Source organism: Neiella holothuriorum (assembly GCF_019457915.1).
Lineage (GTDB): Bacteria > Pseudomonadota > Gammaproteobacteria > Enterobacterales > Neiellaceae > Neiella > Neiella holothuriorum.
This window is the reverse complement of sequence record NZ_JAHZSS010000020.1, coordinates 1-19190: the sequence shown is the minus strand read 5'-3', so window position 1 is coordinate 19190 and position 19190 is coordinate 1. Positions and strand designations below refer to the sequence as shown.

The 19190-nt window shown below is 48.2% G+C and carries 10 protein-coding genes; 5 read left to right on the top strand and 5 right to left on the bottom strand.

Going from position 1 to position 19190, the window contains the following annotated elements; all coding sequences use genetic code 11:
• The first annotated feature begins 78 nt into the window (after window positions 1-78).
• The 5 genes from K0504_RS14380 to K0504_RS14360 all read left to right on the top strand — a co-directional run bounded on the left by K0504_RS14380 (window position 79) and on the right by K0504_RS14360 (window position 7431).
• The gene (locus tag K0504_RS14380; RefSeq protein WP_220104847.1) at window positions 79-834 is read left to right on the top strand and encodes a hypothetical protein; all 756 of its coding nucleotides are present in this window, start codon (window positions 79-81) and stop codon (window positions 832-834) included.
• A gap of 83 nt (window positions 835-917) precedes the next feature.
• Window positions 918-1637 (top strand): translesion DNA synthesis-associated protein ImuA, encoded by a 720-nt coding sequence (gene imuA, locus K0504_RS14375; RefSeq protein ID WP_220104846.1) that lies wholly within the window; start codon window positions 918-920, stop codon window positions 1635-1637.
• A 15-nt stretch (window positions 1638-1652) separates the two neighbouring features.
• Entirely contained in the window at window positions 1653-3074 is a 1422-nt protein-coding gene (locus tag K0504_RS14370; protein ID WP_220104845.1) for a Y-family DNA polymerase, read from the top strand.
• 5 nt (window positions 3075-3079) lie between these two features.
• On the top strand, window positions 3080-6166 hold the full coding sequence (locus tag K0504_RS14365) for an error-prone DNA polymerase (protein ID WP_220104844.1): 3087 nt from the start codon (window positions 3080-3082) through the stop codon (window positions 6164-6166).
• 104 nt (window positions 6167-6270) lie between these two features.
• Complete coding sequence (locus tag K0504_RS14360) at window positions 6271-7431, top strand: DUF3179 domain-containing (seleno)protein (protein ID WP_220104843.1); 1161 nt, start codon at window positions 6271-6273, stop codon at window positions 7429-7431.
• Between the two features lie 50 nt (window positions 7432-7481).
• Here the strand turns inward: K0504_RS14360 and K0504_RS14355 are convergent, their stop codons facing one another.
• The 5 genes from K0504_RS14355 to K0504_RS14335 form a co-directional block, all read right to left on the bottom strand.
• On the bottom strand, window positions 7482-8387 hold the full coding sequence (locus K0504_RS14355) for a LysR family transcriptional regulator (protein ID WP_220104842.1): 906 nt from the start codon (window positions 8385-8387) through the stop codon (window positions 7482-7484).
• Between the two features lie 69 nt (window positions 8388-8456).
• Window positions 8457-8747: a N(2)-fixation sustaining protein CowN gene (gene cowN, locus K0504_RS14350; protein WP_220104841.1), complete on the bottom strand. Its 291-nt coding sequence runs from the start codon at window positions 8745-8747 to the stop codon at window positions 8457-8459.
• Between the two features lie 322 nt (window positions 8748-9069).
• Window positions 9070-12630 carry a S8 family serine peptidase gene (locus K0504_RS18605; RefSeq protein ID WP_220104840.1) on the bottom strand — a complete coding sequence of 1187 codons (3561 nt, stop codon included), beginning with the start codon at window positions 12628-12630 and terminating at the stop codon, window positions 9070-9072.
• Between the two features lie 56 nt (window positions 12631-12686).
• The gene (locus tag K0504_RS14340; RefSeq protein ID WP_220104839.1) at window positions 12687-16427 is read right to left on the bottom strand and encodes a S8 family serine peptidase; all 3741 of its coding nucleotides are present in this window, start codon (window positions 16425-16427) and stop codon (window positions 12687-12689) included.
• Between the two features lie 191 nt (window positions 16428-16618).
• Window positions 16619-18649, bottom strand: a complete 2031-nt coding sequence (locus K0504_RS14335) for a hypothetical protein (RefSeq protein WP_220104838.1) — start codon at window positions 18647-18649, stop codon at window positions 16619-16621.
• Between the last annotated feature and the right edge of the window lie 541 nt (window positions 18650-19190).

Sequence of the window (19190 nt, the reverse complement as noted above, 5' to 3'; positions counted from 1 at the left end):
TTTTTACAGGATGATCTAACGCATACCGATTTTTGTTGTCTTAGGTTACTAACTCTATGACAAATAACGGTAGTCGTCATGCCCCGCGGATGGATTCGCTTCACTGGTCTCATCATTTTTTCTTTGTTTGCCCACGCAATTTTGATCTGGGCACTACAGCGCGCGGCAGTGTTAACACCTAGTACACCTAAGTTAGAAAAGAAGCCCATTCAAGCTCGCTTGATTGTCATGAAGCAGCCGCCAGCGCCGCAACCACCGCTTGAAAACGAGCCAGCGCTTGCGCAAAAACCAGAGCCAGAACCAATCGAACAAGCCGAGCCTGAAGCTCCAGAGCCACCGATTGATGAGGCTGTCGCTACAGAACAACCCGAACAAGCCAACGAAACGACTCTTCCGGAGTTGTCACCACAAACGCAGCAGCGCATGAATGAGCTGTTGCAAACCAAGCCCAACATCAGCAGCTCGACGCCAACAAAGCGCTCTGGTTTACGCCGTTTTATTCCCGACTCACTCAGCACCGCATCACTGCCAGAGCACTTACAAAATAAACCACCGGTTGAACGGCGTGATACCCATGAGTTCAATAAACCCGAAGGTACAATCACTTACCCAAAAAGCTCGGACATTGCGGAAGAATACAGATTGGCTGATGGCTCAACCTTAATGCGGATGAAATCAGGCAGGTGCGTACTAGTCCAAGATCAGCAACAACTCGATCCTCAACTCAACGGTAAAGTGTGGCTTTCCTATGGTGGTGCGGGCTGCAAGCAAGATGATGAAAGCCTTGCGTGGAAAGCCTTTAAACAACGTATTGCCAAACACGCTCAGCGTTAACCAGATCAAATTTGCGACCTTAACGAATCGATGTATACTGTATGTATATACAGTTATTTTTTGTTTGAGATCGGGAGTCTGATGTGAGCCTACAATCCTTACTGAATACTGGCCGGTTATGGCGAGGTGCAAATCAACGAACCGATGGCCAACACACCTTAAGTTCAGGCATTCAGGCACTAGATCAGTTGTTGTTAGGTGGCTGGCCCAAGGCTCAAGTCAGTGAATTGCTCTACTCGGGGCAAGGTATTGGAGAGCTAAGATTACTATTGCCGAGCTTGGCAGCGCTGTCTCAGCAAAGCCACACAGCATGGATTAACCCACCTTTCGTGCCTTATCCACCAGCCTTGCAAGATGCCGGCTTAGCGCTAAAGCACCAGCTGGTTGTCAGCCCAGCAGATCACAAGCAGGCACTATGGGCCACCGAACAAACCCTCAAAAGTGGTAGTTGCATGGCGGTTATTGCATGGCTTGAGCAACAGCAAGAAGTGGCTTCTCGTGACATTCGCAGGCTTCAGTTGGCTGCCGAGCAAGGTCAAAGCCAGTTATGGTTGATGCGTCCAGAGCAAGTGGCGCAACAATCATCGCCATCAGCATGTCGGCTCGTGTTAACCGCTATATCCAGCCATTCGATTCACGTCCATTGTTTGAAGCGGCGTGGTAGCTGGGCGCCACCACCCATATCAATCTCGCTCCCCGATGTCAGCCGCAGTGAACAAGCGCATTGGTTCCGCGCCACCGAACAGCAATGCTCAGGGCAATTAATTCAAGGGCCTTGGCAGCAGCGCCAGTCTGCTCATTAGCGGTGTACCAAGATCATGTCACCCACTACGCCCCCAGTCTGGCTGTACTTGCACTTTCCTCACTTACAGGCCGATCAACTCTCTCAGCAAGATGACAACGCCGCGGTTGCCGTACTCGATCAGCACAAGCGAGTCATTCAAGTGTGTCAGCAAGCCGAGGCACAAGGCATTCAACCCGGCATGCCTTTCACCACCGCGCTACAGCTATACCCAGAGTTACAACTACAAGTGCAAAAGCCACAATACCAACAACAGCTACTAATCCAGTTAGCAGAAACCTGTTATCAGTATTGTGCTCAAATTGCCCTCGCCTTTGAGCAAGGCTTACTCGTGGAAGTTGCCAGCATGTGGCGCTTATTTACCGGCCGAGCATCGCATTGGCAGCTACTTGAACAATCCCTACTGGAACAAAAAATACGCTTTCATGCCGCTGCCGGCCATACACCAGTTGCCGCTTACACACTGGCTCAAGCCGGTATCGCAATGCCGTTAGCTGCAACGGCTGAGCTACAACAACAGCTGTTGCAGCTGCCTGTTGCCGCTTTACCGCTGACATTGCGCCAACAACAAAAGCTCACCGATGTTGGGATTAAACAGCTTGGCCAAATGTTGGCCATCCCCATGGCCGATTGGAAGTGCCGATTTAACGGTGAGATTGCGCTTTGGTTAGCACAATTAACGGGCGATCAGCCACTGGCTTATCAATGGTTTGAACCGCCGGCATGCTTTACTCGACACTGGCATTGCCTACATGAAATTCAGCACACCAACGGTTTGCTGTTTCCTCTCCAGCGGATCTTGGGCGAACTCAGTCAGTACCTCAGGCAGCGTCAGCTCGCCACTGTGAGTGTCGAGCTAGCACTTGAGCATCGGGAGCACCCAACAACCCAAGTCACATTGCGATTAGCACAGCCAGAGCATTTGGCCGGCGAGTTCATCCAATTAGCACGCTTACGATTGCAGAGCTTGGTATTACCTGAGCCTGTCATGGTCATGATCGTGAAAGCCGCCGAACTCGTCCCTCAGCAGCAACTACCAACCGATTTGTTTGCCAACACCAACAGCCAAGCACTTAATGCGGGGCAGCTAATCAGCCGGCTGCAAAGTCGTTTAGGTCAAGCGCAGGTATTGCAACTGGCGGCCTGCCCCGACCCAAGGCCTGAGAATGCTTATCGGCTATCAGCCGAGTCTGCGCCAGAGCCAACTGCCGCTAGAGCCGACCATGGTGCTCGCCCTTGTTGGCTATTACCTCAGCCCAAGCCATTACCAGCTGCGCCCTGGGAATTAAAAACGGCACCGGAGCGAATTGTGACCGGCTGGTGGGACAACCAGCCCATCCAACGCGATTACTTTGTGGCAGAAGATCAGCAAGGCCAACAATGCTGGGTGTACCGCACGCCAAAAAATGAGTGGTTTATTCATGGCTGGTTCGGATAGCCAACATGAACCCACCATATGCAGAGTTATTCTGCCAATCCAACTTTAGCTTTCTACAGGCAGCCTCTCATCCAGAGGAGTTAGTCGAGCGGGCATTTGAGTTAGGTTACCAAGCGTTAGCCATTACCGATGAATGCTCATTAGCGGGCGTGGTACGCGCCCATGTTGCCGCCAAAGCCGTTGGCCTGCCGCTGATTGTGGGGACTTATGTACGACTGAGCGAAGGCGATCAACTTGTGCTGTGGGCGCAACACTTACAGGCCTATGGCGAGATCAGCCAACTCATCACTCGCGGTCGAATGCGCAGCGCAAAGGGCAGTTATCAGCTCCATCGAGACGATGTAACTAGCATTATTCAACAAGCTTTTATTGGCTGGATAGCACCTGCGGATACCGAGCAATGGTCGTCGTCACTGGATTGGTTAAGTCGTTATCGACAAGACAATATCTGGCTCATCGCCAATCGCACCCTAAATGGTGAAGATAAAACCCGTTATCAAAACCTGTGTGATTTTGCCGAACAGCAGCCGTGGCCTGTGGTGGCATGTGGCGCCGTATTAATGCATGTGCCAGAGCGGCAACCACTACTCGATACATTAACGAGCATTCGCCTGAACCAGCCAGTTGATCAAGTTTTAGCGCAAGCCAGTAGTAACACCGAGCGCCACCTACGCCCTCAATCTAGCCTACAACGTTTATTTTTACGCCAGCACCTAAGCCATGCCAGTGAGCTCGCGGTTCGTTGTCAATTCAGTCTTGATGAGCTGAAATATCAATATCCAGCCGAACTGGTGCCGGCAGGCCACACGCCAATGAGTTACCTCCGCCAGCTTGTTGAACAGGGTCAGCAATGGCGCTTTCCTGACGGGGTGCCTTTGGCGATTCAAGCCATTATTGCGAAAGAGCTTGCGCTCATCGATACGCTGCAATACGCCCACTTTTTTCTCACCATTGAAGACATTGTTCGGTTTGCCAAAAATCAGCGCATTCTTTATCAAGGCCGCGGATCGGCTGCAAATTCGGTGGTGTGTTATTGCCTTGGTATTACCGAAGTCGATCCCCGCAAAATTCAGGTGCTATTCGAGCGATTTATCTCCAAAGAACGAGGCGAGCCGCCAGATATTGATGTCGACTTCGAGCACGAACGCCGCGAAGAAGTCATTCAGTACATTTATCAGAAATATGGCCGAGAGCGGGCCGCTCTTGCAGCCACAGTCATCAGTTACCGCTTTAAAAGCGCCGTTCGCGATGTGGGTAAAGCGCTGGGCTTTGTTGATAACCAGCTGGATCAGTTTTTAGCCCATGTTGACCGGCGCGATAAGCAGCAAGACTGGCACCAACAACTGACGTGGCTAGGCCCTAGCGATCACCCGCAAGTCCGTCATTTTAGTGACCTGGTGGAACAAATTATTGGGTTCCCCCGTCACTTATCACAGCACGTGGGTGGGTTTGTCATTTCATCCGGGCCTCTCCACTCTTTAGTACCAACGGAAAATGCCGCCATGGCAGCACGAACGGTGATCCAGTGGGACAAAGATGACTTGGAGGCGTTAGGACTACTGAAAGTGGATGTGTTGGCGCTGGGGATGCTAACGGCAATCCGTCGCTGTTTCGACTTGGTGGCCAAAGCCGGCGGGCCTTCATTAGACATGGGGCAAGTGCAGTGGGAGCAGCCCGAGGTTTACGACATGCTGTGCCAAGCCGATAGCATTGGCGTTTTTCAAATTGAATCGCGCGCCCAAACCAATATGTTGCCCCGCTTAAGGCCCCGCTGTTATTACGATTTGGTGGTACAAATTGCCATTGTTCGGCCCGGCCCAATTCAAGGTGACATGGTTCACCCTTACTTGCGGCGACGTCATGGCAAAGAACCGATTAGCTACCCCAATGAGGCCGTCAAGGCCGTGCTTGAGCGCACCATGGGAGTGCCAATTTTCCAAGAGCAGGTCATTAAACTTGCCATGGTTGCTGCCAGCTTTAGCGCAGGTGAAGCCGATCAATTGCGGCGAGCCATGGCAAGTTGGAAGCGCAACGGCAAGCTCGCTCAATTCGAGCACAAGCTACGTTCTGGCATGGCAAAGAATGGCTATTCCAGCAGTTTTGCTGATCGTATTTTTAAACAGATTTTAGGCTTTGGTGAATATGGTTTTCCTGAGTCTCATTCCGCTAGTTTTGCGTTGCTAGCCTATGTTTCTGCTTGGCTTAAATACCACCACCCTGCCGCCTTTTGCTGTGCTTTATTAAACAGCCAGCCGATGGGGTTTTACTCGCCGTCACAGCTTATTCAAGACGTTCAACGCCACCATGTGACCGTGTTACCGGTGGACATCAATCGTAGTGACTGGCACCACAAATTAGTAAGCACCTCTCAAAGAAAACTGGCGATTCAACTAGGGATGAGATTGATTAAAGGGTTTTCCGCAGCTACAGCAGCTCGGCTTTGCCAACACCGGCCAGCTGCCGGTTACGACTGTGCCGCGGCATTACAGCGGCTGGGCATTAACCGACATGAGCTGCAAGCGCTCGCCGCATCCGGAGCGCTCAATCAAATTGCAGGGAATCGTTATCAAGCCCACTGGCAATTATCTGAAGCAACAGATAACAGCCCCCTATTCAACCAAATCGAGCAACGCATCAAAGAGCCGGCACCCGCGGCTTATTTAGCTGAGCCATCAGCCATTGATAACCTACTGCAAGACTACCAACACTTGGGGCTAAGCCTGACCAGCCACCCTATGCAACTGCTGCGCGAACGGGGCGAGTTTGGCAACGTCGTCAATGCGGTGCAGCTGGCAACTTATCGACATGGCGAAATGGCTCGAGTTGCTGGCGTTGTCGTTGGGCGGCAACGGCCAGGAACTGCCAGTGGCGTTACCTTTGTTACCCTCGAAGATGAAACCGGCAATATCAATGTCGTGGTTTGGCGCGATACCGCGCGCGCACAACGACAGCCATTCTTACAGGCCAAGATATTAGAAGTACATGGTATCGTGGAGCGCGACGAGGCGGTGATCCACCTCATTGCCGGCAGGCTTATTGATCAAACCCACCGCCTGCAAGCGCTCGCTGCTCATTCTAGAGATTTTCACTAACCAAGAAATATCATTTTCGTTATATCTGAAAGTACACGCAGCCACTTTCTCATAACTCTTGCGTTGTTATCATGTTGCCAACATCAATTCTTGGGAGTAGCAACATGAGTAACACAAGTAAAAAACCTTTGGTGTGGTTTAGCTTGGTAGCTGCAGTTACAGCTACTTTTTCAATATTTTGTGCCGTCTTAATGACCGAGCCGGGACAGAGCTTGAACCTGCCGCGCGAATGGATCGTCACATATTATCAATATCGTTGGTGGTTCATTGGCTTGAACATCGGGCTCATGGGGTATCTGTGGTACCTGCATAGCAAATATCAAATTTGGAACAAATTAAAGATGGGGCTTGCAACCGGCGGCGTTGCAACCACCATTATCGCAGCTAACTTCATGCTTGCAGCATTCTTCCCTTCACTGCAGCACAATGCTGAATATGTCAGCATCGCCGAAGCAAATGACATTCTACAAGATGAAGATATTGTCTATGCAGTAGAAATTAACGGTGATGTGCGCGCTTTTCCACGCAAGCACCTCGAGATCCCACATATAGCTGGCGACAACATTGGCGGTAAAGACGTCGCCATCACGTTTTGTGCCTTGAGTAATTTGCCAGTGGTTATTGAACAAGACATTGGCCACGGCGAATCAGATTTGGGCATTTTGATTCAAACCAACAATAACTTGGTGATGGTCGACCGCAGTAGCGGTGATTTAATTCAGCAAATGACCATGGAGTCCGAGTTTACCGACACCAACATCGTAAAACATGCCAATACCATGATGAGCTGGCACGACTTTAAGAACGTTTACCCCGAAGGGCGTGTGTTCCTCTACGCCTTTGAGCGCAACATGGATAAATTTTTGACGAAAGTATTTGAAGGACCGATGGCAAAACAGTTCAGCTCAGATCACGGCGCTATCTTCCCCACATTAGATATGGCCGATACGCGCGTAGAACATAAAGAGCAAGTTTGGGGCTACACGTCGAACAACAATCAGTTAGCGTTTACTCAACGGTTTGCACAGGCGAACCCTATTTATAAGTTCGAAGTGGATGGTCGCAACATGGTCATGGTTTACGACCAGCAGAGCGATATTCTCAATGTGTTCGACACCGTAAAAAATGGCCAACAGATCGAGTTTGAGGAGATCGATGTATTTGGTAACACCGACCAAGGACGCTTAACCCAAGTACCGATGCACAACGGCGTATTTTGGATGGTCTGGGCGCACTGGTTCCCAAACACTGAGGTCATGAGCTAGTTATTAACGCACGTCCAAGTAATTGGACTTGGCCCCGCAAGGGGCCTTTTTTATGCGCTAAAAACACCTTCGACTAACTGAGCCAGCCAATTAAATTTCGCAGTGCGATATTTATTATTATGGAATGCCAACGCTATTGGCATTTCAACGGTGTGCCCCTCATGGCTTAATTCCAAAAACCGATAATCGTCCGGCAATTTTCCACAAAAGCTGGATTTGGGTGCAATGCACAAGCCATCGGAGTCGCTGACGTATTGAAGTATTGTCGCAAGCTGTTGGCTACGGAATTTAGGCTGCAACACAAACGATTTGCCCAGCAATTTTTGAATCAGCATTTGCTGCTCATTGAACTCAGGCAAAATTAACCCGGCCACCGGGTAATTAGCTAAATCCATTGGCTCAAAAAACTTAGACTCAAGCGGATGGTCTTTACGGCACAAAGCGCCAACATTGGTGGTACTCACCACTTGTTGTCGAATCTCTTTCGATAAATCGAGCGGATAAAAACTAATCGCAGCATCTAAGATTTGCCGCTGCAATTGCATTTGTGTTGATGGCGTGTAGTTGTGAAGCTCAAGCTCAACGTTTGGCGCTTGAGCCATAATCGCTTGGCAAACTAAGTAGCCATGGCTTTCTGATAAGTAGCTATTCATCGCCAAGCGAAACTTACCGGTAAGTTTTTCTGGCTCGAATTGCTTCCCTTGCAAGCTTGCCTGTAGCGCTTCCATGATCTCTGGTAGTTGCTCGGCTAACTCGACACCACGATCGGTTAACGCGAGTCCCCGAGCCTGTCGAATAAACAGCGGATCATCGAAGCAAGCACGAATTCTTGCTAATGAACGGCTCACGGCAGGCTGGCTTACGCCTAAACGATCTGCAGCCTTGCGAGTGTTCTTTTCCTGCAACAATACCAATAACGTTCTTAAGAGGTTTAAATCAAACTGCGTCCAATCCATGTCATACCTTGGTTTCCTACCAACCCCATGACACCTTATCAGAGTTATAACAAATGAAAAGTTAGTAAATTACAGACACTCTTGTTCGATTTGATAGAGCAGCGCATCCGCCTCTTCGTCACCACACGCTTGGAAGTACTCGAACAGCGGATTGAGTTGATTACCAATAAAATGCAAGTTGTCCCCCCCCATACGTGTTTGCTCTGCACGTTTTTTCTGGAAGTAGTTAACCCACTCATTGCCACCATGCTGATCACTTAAGTGATGCTCTAAGATCGCGACAAGTTTGTCGGCGTTCGCATCACAAGCGATACCAGAAAATGAAATATAACGATCGGTTTGCTGCGACTCCGGCGCCATGACAGTTACCTCATAAGTTAGTTAAATCGGCTTCAAGGGAATCAAAGCAAACCATGAGCCATATCTAACCTACTGATATAAATGCGTTTAACATTTCATTAACGTGTTGTTTTTGTGAGGTTTGTTAGTAAGTTAACAATGTTCCGCGACGCCGTTAGCGCTTTCCATACTCGTCTAAAAGCTGAACAAACACATGACTAGCTAGAAAAGGAGCACTGCTACCATTGTGCAACACGGCACGCAAAAGCCGGTGGTTAGTTAAGATAAGCGCAACAAAAAGAGCTCACTAATGTGAGCTCTTTTAAACATTCGATACTGATGTTTAAGCGATGCTCTTCAGTCTTCTGCGGAAAGCTAAAAGCCCGCCAGCCATCAACAAGCTCAATACCCCAAATGTCCCGCCACCAGAACCTCCAGAGACTGGTGATGGATCAGGTTGGGTCGAAGATTCTTGCTTGGTTACAGTCATGACAAAGCTTTCTGAAGTGGTATTGCTACCATCAGATACTGTCAACTGCACGGTATATTCAGCCGCTTCGGTTAGGGTTGCAGTTAAAATACCATCGCTAATCTCGGCGTTAAGCTCAGACTCCATATCGAACGATAAATCGTCGCCATCTGCATCACTAAACCATTCATTTAAGTCGATTGAGATAGCAAGGCTGTCGCCATCGATATCATAGCCTTGGTCAGCAAACATCTCTGTTTTCATCGGTGCGCTGTTCACGGGCGCCAAACCACGGATGCCAATAACGGTGGTGCCAATATTGGTTTTCAGCGATTCGGTCGTCCCCATCTCTAATAAACCGTAATAGAATTTGCCCGCTTCTAGCTCGATGACTGATTCGTTGTCTGTAAGATAACCGTTAACCGCTAAAGTAACGTCAAATGGCACGCTTTCTTCAGCTACAGTTGGCGCATCAATGTCAAAACTAGCAGTATAGCGATATGGCAAATGGCCAATCCGAATTGTTACTGAGTCAGGCTCAAATTCTGACGAGCCGGCAAAGTTGTGAGCAAAAATCCAATAGTTACCGACAGGTGGTTTATCGAGCTCACAGTACTCCGCTGAATCTTCTCTACCACTGACGCACAGCAATGAGTAATACATTTCAATGCTGTCAGGTTTACCATCATCGTTCTCGTCAATACCAACATACAAGTCCATATCGGGCGCGGTTGAATCTATGATTTCAACAACCAGCTTCTTGGTATAAGGCTCAACGATTATTTGGTGTGAGAAAATCGTCGATTGATATCGTGCTGGGCTATTGCGCTCGCTGTCATTCGAGGCGCCTTGTGCCGTTCCTTCAACAGTAACGGCTTCGAATAAACCGAATCCTCGGGCCTGCAAGTCATTTGAACCGGACGTCACCACATCTTTAATAACAATCGTGTTATCAACATTGTTCAGTGACGCTGATACTGACTCAGCAATTTCGCCGCCACGAAAACCGATGGTTGCTTGGAAGTGAGTATCACTCAAAGCCTCGCTAGCGCTTTCAAAAATCACATAACCATGTACCGACTCATCTTCCAATTCGATATTGGATGACGCACTGAAAGTAATGGTCTGACTCTCGCCGGCTTCTAAGGTGAACTGGCTTGGGGTGGCCGTCAGCTCGAAACCAGGATTTAAATACTCATAATTCGCAGTCCAAGTACCATCCGCAGTAGCAGTCACTGTTCGTTGCCATTCACACGTCCCTAAGCAACTATCGAGCGCAATGGAAGTGGAGTTAAGCGTGGTTGGGTCACCACCAGCATAAGGATCTGCACTAAGGTATTCTTGGTAGGTAATATCCAGAATCAATCCCGCATGAATTGCGTCCTGAATACGAATGCTACCCGCACCTTGGGAAAAGAAGTCGGAACGAACTTTATCACCGGTGCCTTCATCATCGGTATAGGTGAGGCGGTGAGCCGTTCCCATGACCGCCGATTGCACCTGAGCAGGCGTCCAATCAGGGTGAACCGAATGAATCAATGCCAAAGCGCCCGCAACATGCGGACTCGACATGGAGGTCCCACTCATCACAACATACGGAATGTTGCCGCCTTCAGAGTCAAACGGCTTGTCTTCAGCGTCTGCTGCGTAAATATCAACACCAGGGCCTGCAATGTCCGGCGAGAAGATATTTGCATATGGCAGGTTCGGCCCGCGGGAGGTAAATGCCCCAGCTACATCAGCAGCGTCAGGATCACTGGTCAGTGATGATGCCGTAATTGTCACCGAATGGTCGTTGCCCTCTGATAACCAGTCAACAAGGAGTTGGCCGTCTTCAGCGTTGATGTGGATGGCAGGAATGATGTGATTGTCAGCATCTAGCGTCTCTGCGCCACCGTCAACATTCATTAAAATCAGGCCGCCGGCACCCCCTTCTTGAACATTGAGCCCCTTGCGTACACGAGCAATATCGCCTCGCTCACAAACAACAATTTCACCATTGAACGTATTTGCAGCAAACGGACTTAAGCACCCCGCGTCGTCATAATCTGCAGCCAGAACAACCTTGCCGGAATAGCCCGTGGTTGCAGCAACACCTTCAATATCAGCCAGTATCGATTGACCACCTTCGAATGCGGTGAGCATTTTCGGTGTGAAATGACGATCGTGTGTATAAGCTGCCACCGTGGTGATCCACGGCGCATTACCTGGCGCCCCAATGGTTTCTGGATCAGGACCGCTGTTACCAGCAGATGTTGCCACATGAATGCCGGCTTCCCGGGCGTTCAAAAATGCTTCGGCATCGACAGATGACCACGGATCACGTGCCGAACCACCAATGGAGTAGTTCATGACGTTCACGCCATTTTCAATGGCATGCTCGACAGCAAGAGCCGTCAATTCAGGGTAGCAACCATATAAATCACACACCTGATAAGAAACGATATTGGCATGCGGTGCAACACCACTCACCATGTCAAAATTAAACGAACTCGGTGCACCAATGGAACCTTCATCGTCGGTCACATTCATGTAGTAATTGACATCATGCAGAATGTTACCGGCGGCGGTAGAAGCAACGTGAGAGCCGTGGCCTTGAAAGTCGTAACCAACTTTCAGCTTATCATCAATGTCGTCAAACTCAGTTGGATTCACCACTTCAGGGTAGTAATCGATGATGTCAGAATAACTAACGATGCCGATGAGTTTGTCGTTACAGAACTTAGCGTACTCAACACAATCGCCTAAATAAACGCCTTCACCTAAAGGGTTGGTATGGTCGTAGCCATCTGCGCCAACATCTGCAAATGATGGGTGAGCGGCATTAATACCGGTATCAATAATACCAACAATAACGCCCTCGCCTTTGCTTCCAGCAAAGCTCCCTTCACCGCTCCAAACGGCCGGCGCTTGAATAAAGCTTGGCCCATTTGCGGTATGCAAATAGTGCATACCAATTTTCTCAACGTTGCGTACTGAAGCATCACGCATCACAGCTTTTACTTCACTGTCTTCTAGCTCCACTGCCACGGCGTTCAGGACCGTCTGGTAACTATGCTTAACGTTAAGTTTGCGCGATAGTTTCTGGCTTAAGCTGGATAACGCTTGAGCTTGTTGCGCCGCCAAATATCCTTTGTATTGAAGACTTACCGCCGAATGCACGTCAAGCTGTCCAGAGGCCGAACGGTTAGATGGCGCTGCATTCAGTGAGGTTGCGGCTAGGTTGCTAATTCCACCTTTGTAACTCGCAAGAGGTTCATCGTTAAATTGGATAAAGTACAGGTTGTCGCGATTTTTCTTATAAGACGTCTTTAGCTTTTTAAGTTGATCTCCCTGCGCTATAACGTTCCCTGTTTGAACATCATCTGATGCTTGGGCACCCGCAGTAGAGCATGCCAGCAACAGCGCTGGCAGCATTAAATGTTTAATATGCATGTGATTGTTCCTCAATAGATTAGAAGGCTCGAAAGCCCTCTAATCACTGCATTGATTTATCGACAACGGCGCAGGTACAGCAGACCAAGAAGTGGTAGCAGGATAAAGCCCATAGAGCCACCACCTGATCCACTTGAGGCTGATTTAGTCGCAACGATACTCATGGTGTGTTGCGTTTCATGAACGCCATCGGTTGCACTTAGAACAACTTGGTATTCACCCGGCTCTTCAATGGAGCCTACTAACGCTTCTTGCTCTATCGACACTCCGTCTAGCGAGCTGCTCGCAACGGAAATCGTTACCATGTCGCCTTCAGCATCAGAGAACAAGCCAGAGATGTCATAAGAGAATGCATGGCCAACTTTTGGATCGAAGGTGATGTTCATCACCGACAAATTCGCAGCGACACTTTCAGAAACCGTTGGCGCCATGTCGTTAACATTGGCGACGTTAATAATCACAGGCGTTGTCATGCCAACATTGTTTGACAAACGAGAGACGATTCGAAGCGAGATTTGCTCCGCAATCTCATGGTCTAGTGCCGTTGGGTCAATAACATAAAGTTCCTTCGTTTGTTGATTAATTGCAAACGGCGTCCCTTCAACTGTATCAACAATGATCAACTCCATTGATTCCCATTCAGAATCCGGGTAACCAAAGAAACCTTGAGTATCAAGTTCAATCTTACCAACAACAGTGCCAGCCTCGGCATCTTCCTGAACATGCATCACCTGACCAGCACGCACATCGGCAATGATTGAGCCATCCGCATCCAAAAAGCCCGCATAACCAACCTGGGCAAAATTATCATCGGTACTGATCACAAGGAATTTGGGTAAGCTTTCATCGGCAAAACTTTCACTGCCAATTCCAATCGATCCAAGTTGGCTGCGAGCGGCGATAATACGAACTTCTTCACCTGGCTTGGCGGTATAACTAGACATTGGCACAAGATCGGTGAGCTCAGTTTCATCCGCTGGAGCAAAGCCTGCGCGGACAGATTTATCTTGGACAAGTTTGTCGCAAACTTCATTGCCAAACCAGTCAGTTCCGCATGTTTCTTCTTCATTGTAGTAACCACCACGCACAGGGTTGAACTGAGCAATAGGCTCGCCTTTATCGCGAGAAACATCCCGATCAGTCTCTACATGAACACCTAAGTTTTGGTCAAAATCATCAATGCTATCTAACTCATGGTGGTAAATATCTTCTAGACAGAATTGCGAAACAACATGTGACCCATCACCGGTGAACTTGGTTGGTAAGCTCGACTCAGTGTAACGGCCGGCAGGGTCTTCCCAGTTGTATTCTTTGTTGTAGTCAATGAAGAACGTTGCAGGCTGACCCGCTTCGTTTATCGATACGAATAATTGGTTGAAAATTTCATTTTCGTCCCACAGGTAAGAGCCTTCAAAACTCTCATCCCAACCGTAGTTTTCAACCACTGATTGATAGAACAGATCGTAGAAAAAAATTGGCTCTCCAATTTTATCCAGATAACGCGCCATCGTGGTATTCGCAGGTCGAAGTAGTTTTACAGCAAGTGAGAACTTCTTACCCGTAACCGTACAAGCCGGCTCGTCAAAAACGCCGCCACCAATGGTTTGAAGGTAGTGTCCGGTGAAGTTGTCCTGATAGTCTGAAAATGTGCTTTTGTGGATAATGACCGGATACGCTTCAAAAGTGGTTTCAGACTCTGATTCGTTGGTGAACGATGATACATAAGCGCTATAGGTTCCATAACCCCACTCGTCATCTGGGTAGTATGTTTTTGCCCACGCTAAGTGATCATAAACGGTTTCGCCTAAATCTGGGTCCCACCCTTTGTAAATGGGAAACTCCGACGTGAGAGTCGACTTGCTAATTGTGGTCGCAGGCCGAGCTTTTAGCATCCAGCCAACTTTCAAATCAGGGTTAGTTTCTGATGAGAATACCAGGTACCCATTCATTTCTGTTTGCTTGATTAGCTCATCAGTAAAGTCTGAGGTTTGCTTCAACGGCCAAACTGGCAGCTTACTAGCATCAATTTCAGCAGTAATGGTGATTTCAGTTGCGCCACCAGCAGGAATACTCACCGTATTTGGATAGCTGAAGAGCACTGCACTATTTGCACCTCGGTCACTAAAATCGGTGTGGCTAATCGTGTAAGTCTGCGCCGTATCGGATACGTTACGAATAAAGGCTTTTTTCACGACATAGGCCGTATCAGTGACTTCGTGCATACCAAACTGCAAGTAAGGCTGAGAGTTAGCTGAATCCCAGATGAAGACAGGAGATACCGCAGCTGCCTCGACATTCTCAACACCGTGACCTACTGCAATCAGTTCCGCCTCTTCGCCATGGGCACTCTCCAGTAAGCCATTATTGGTCGCTGTATTGGCGAGCATAGCTTTTATTTCAGCAGGGCCCATTTGTGGGTATTTGCCTTTCACAACGGCCGCTGCGGCGGCAACGCGCGCGGCTGCCCAGATGGCGCCATCTTTGTAGCTCATCACTGGCGTATCAGCACTAGTGATCGCCGAAACTGGCTGCTTGTCAGCATAACTAACTACTTCAGGCTTGAGCGCAAGTGAGCCACGTACTGGACCCAGTGGGGCCCATTCAGGCGAGAATGTTGTTTCACCATCACGAACGACCGAACCTACGGTGACAACTGACGTTGGCGCACCTTCAACTGAAAGCCAGTAGCGATGTTTTGCCGATGCCTCACCGTACAAGCCATACTCACCAGCTACACCCGAATGAGTCACAATCGTGGTTCCAAGCGCAGATGCTTTTTCTACGATTAAATCTAAAATCGATGTGCTTGCAGAGCCATCCATGTTGAAAAATGCTGCAGCGCCGGCCGCGTCCATTAACAAGACATCAACATGATCCGAAGTGTCACCATCTTGGTTTGGGTCCAATGCATGCTCAATGGATTGCACAACCGTATCGAGCCTCGGTACAGCTACTACCATTTGCTCTGGATCCCATGATGCAGGCGAAATGTTATACACCTTATAAGCGTAGAGCTGTGCTCCGGGAGCAAGTTGATGAACAAGACTCGCTAACGCTGTACCAGTTCCTGTTGGGTATTCCCAGCCATTGTAGTCGACGTATTCATAGTGCTGATCGATTGGGTTGCCATCGTTGCCGTAATTCTCACCGGCAAAATCCCATCCGCCCGCAACAACATCGGTAGGAAAACCCGAAAATTCAATGGCGCCACTTTCGAGGGCTTCTAAGTAGCTGCCTGGAGGTGGCGGGGTTTCTTCATCGCCGTCGTCGCCGTAGACGCCACTTCCCCCCAAAAACGATGACGTGTAATCAATACCGGTGGACAGAATAGCTACGGTAGCCCCAGCACCTGCAGTTTCATCACCGAGGTATGGAGCCAGAGGCACAACGGCTTCATCTGTTGACTCCGCGCGGATGGCGAATGTTGCTGTCGTATTGGCTGGCGCAACATAGCTGGAGGTCGTTGTCGCAACAATCTGCTTCACGCCAGGCAGCGTTTTGAGCTGCTCCGAGACAGCGTCTGTTGTTTGTACTGTAATGAAATTAGCAACCAGTTTTGCACGGCTGGTTAAGGAAGCTTGCGGATCCATTTGCAAGATAGCTTGAAAAGCTTCATCTTGAGCTTTTTGAACCTGTAGGGTTGATGCCCCTTCCTCAGATTGCAGGTGAATCATGTAGCGCGAACGTTCTTCTGCTACGTTTTGTTTTGGCGAGTGACTGTCGGTCAACACACTTGCAGCAGCGGGTAAGCAAATCGCCCCGAGTGCCATAGCGAGCATGGTTTTTTTAAAGGTCATGATAGCTCCTGAGATTAGTTTTCCTGAGAAGGGCGATTAGTTTTTTTGTCCCTTAGGAATGACCTTTAAATTTTTGTTACAGCAATTCAACAGCGGCTAAATCAAATAAACCTCAAATATTAAAACGTTCTATCTTTTAGTTATCTAATGAACTATTAATCAGTAACTTACAGCTTATATAAGCTGGCACTCTATTCACTAGGTAATGACCTTATATCGGCCTCATTTGCCAATTTTAGAGTGGCAATGAAACTGTTCTCATCACCTCTCGATAAGCCTAAAAACTTTCTGATGCTATTTGCTTCGAACGTCAAAACAGTCCGCGCAGCCCCCTGCTCTAAAGAGACTAACTGATCGTGCTCAGTACCGCGCTTAATGAAGTAAGTGATCCCGTTCTGATGAAAAAAGCCGCCAAAATCGAACTCTGAAAGGTCTGCAGTCTGTAGCGTAAATTCTTGGGTGTTAGTATCAAAAAGCCATAATCCATTACGATTTTCACGCGATACGAGTAGCTTACCGGGACTGGCCTCAACGGCATAGAGTTCACCAGAGGATGTCAAACGCTCAACGAATTGTGTCGCTAGGTTTAATTTGAAAATCCCACGCGCGCCCTGATCAACAGCACTGAAAAACAGGTACTTATCATCATTAGACCAAGTCGGAAAGTCTGCATTTAGATCTAACGTATTGAGCGGCTTAACCGTGCCACTACGCAAATCAATTAAACTTAATTGGTGGTGGCCATCGGCACCGCTCATCAAAACCGCAGCTACTGGCTGAGTATTGGCAACACCGGGTGCGGAAAGAACCTCCACATCACCTGTAAGATCATGGCTCCCTTGCGCATCATTGGTCCAAATACTCCAATTCCGGGATCGGTTGGACAGGAATACTAAGGTTTTGTCGACTGGACTAAAACGCCCATACATATCACGAGAACTAGACGAAACTCTGCGAAGGTGAGCTCCGGTATGTAAGTCAATTTGCGCAATATACTCTTTAGAGATGTGTTCAGTTGCGAGGATCCAATTAGACGTTGGGCGATAGTGAACACTCGAAAATAATCCACGAGAGACATAGGCCGCTAGTTTTTGACCTTGGTAGTTAAACTCAGCTAAAACCTGTTGGCCTTTTTCGTTGTAGTTTACAACTAGCTTAGGCAGTGAAGGATGTACATGAACATCAACAATGCTTGCGTTGTCAGCCAATAGAACTTTTGCCTCACCGTCTTGCCGAACAATCAGTTGGTATGCTGTAGCATTTTGGTTACGACGAATAAACAACAAGCCGAAATCATCTTTTCTCTGACCTGCAAAGTCGACTTCGCCAGCCAAAGGGAAACTCACCTGTTTTTCTGTTTCCGACGCGACATCAAAACGAAAAATAGCAACACGATCCGATAACTGCTTTGAGTAATAAATACCGCGTTCAGACCAAGTTACGACACGGCGAAATGGACTGTAATAACACTTTTGGCTAACAATATGCTCTTTAAGCTCATTGAGGTTATGAATTTTAATGTTGCAGCGCTCTGAACTTACCTGTTCTACATAGGCGATTGCTTTACCACTAGGTGCCCACGCAGGGGAGCCTTCTGTGTGTTCGCCGCGGGATAAGAGCACTAATTTTTTTGTACTTGCCGTTAAGTCTTTATAGTAAATTTGCGCCCTGCCTGGGTTCTTTTGCCACACAAGTGCGAGTTTATTCCCGTCAGGCGATAGGGCAATGTGCTCTTCAACCCCTTCGAAATTTGTAATTGGTGCATCTAGGGGGGTCTCGATTTTGGCTGCCGAAGTACTGGTCGGTACATTAGACACCTGTGCAATGGCCCCAACGAGCAACAAGACAAACGCCACAAAGCCGGCAAAGCGCAATTTTTTTTCTGTTTTACCGGGAGGAGTCGGGATACTGACGTGAGAAGTTAGCCGATAGCCTTTTTTCGGAAGCGTTTCAAATATGTCGTCTTCAATACCCAATGTGCGAAATGCATTTCGAATCACCCAGACAGCATTTGTAAAACCTTTCCTGCCTACACTTTCATTGCCTAACCAAACTTTTTCGATTGCGTCATCTGCGCTAACAATATTGTTTTCTGAAGTAAGAAATAGCACAAACAGATTGGCAACTTTAACGGTAAGCTTAATTTCTTGCTCTTGATATTTTAGTAGAAGTAAATCGGGCTCAAACAAACAAGGCCCAACAATAAAAGCTTTCGATTCCATATGGTTTACGTATTTTTCCAAATATCTAAGAGCAACTTAGAACCAGCTGCTTACATCACTGTCCCAGCAATCATATTGTATACAATTGCGAATTGGCGGGCTGTTAATGTGACTGAGATCACCACAGTAAGTCAACCGTGCGCGCTGTCAAATTACATTAGTTAGCGAACATATTTTTACAGCAAACAGAAGTAGATTTTAGCAAGCGGTGGTGTTGGAATTTAGTTTAAGTTGGATTGAGTCAACGGCGGTGCGACTTGCTTGTGTCTAAATAACTAAAGACCAAGCCTTGCGGATTAGCCTGTTATTCGACGAGTTGCTTGGTGAGTAGCTGGGCGGCGTATTGGTCTTCACTCAACGGAGCTGCCGCTGCATTTCCCCCAAAGCAAAAAAGCCCACTACATCAGTAGCGGGCTTTGACGTACATGGATGTACTAATGTCGATGATATTCATGGATGAATGCCTTTCATCGACCTGACTGATTAGAACATCTTTAGGTGTTTATATACGAAAAAACCCCAGTCCATTTGGACTGGGGCT

Excerpts from the sequence above, each read along its gene's own strand:
- K0504_RS14380 (WP_220104847.1), top strand. The coding sequence starts at position 79 with ATGCCCCGCGGATGGATTCGCTTCACTGGTCTCATCATTTTTTCTTTG.
- K0504_RS14370 (WP_220104845.1), top strand. The coding sequence starts at position 1,653 with ATGTCACCCACTACGCCCCCAGTCTGGCTGTACTTGCACTTTCCTCAC.
- K0504_RS14365 (WP_220104844.1), top strand. The coding sequence starts at position 3,080 with ATGAACCCACCATATGCAGAGTTATTCTGCCAATCCAACTTTAGCTTT.
- K0504_RS14360 (WP_220104843.1), top strand. The coding sequence starts at position 6,271 with ATGAGTAACACAAGTAAAAAACCTTTGGTGTGGTTTAGCTTGGTAGCT.
- K0504_RS14355 (WP_220104842.1), bottom strand. The coding sequence starts at position 8,387 with ATGGATTGGACGCAGTTTGATTTAAACCTCTTAAGAACGTTATTGGTA.
- cowN (WP_220104841.1), bottom strand. The coding sequence starts at position 8,747 with ATGGCGCCGGAGTCGCAGCAAACCGATCGTTATATTTCATTTTCTGGT.
- K0504_RS18605 (WP_220104840.1), bottom strand. The coding sequence starts at position 12,630 with ATGCATATTAAACATTTAATGCTGCCAGCGCTGTTGCTGGCATGCTCT.
- K0504_RS14340 (WP_220104839.1), bottom strand. The coding sequence starts at position 16,427 with ATGACCTTTAAAAAAACCATGCTCGCTATGGCACTCGGGGCGATTTGC.
- K0504_RS14335 (WP_220104838.1), bottom strand. The coding sequence starts at position 18,649 with ATGGAATCGAAAGCTTTTATTGTTGGGCCTTGTTTGTTTGAGCCCGAT.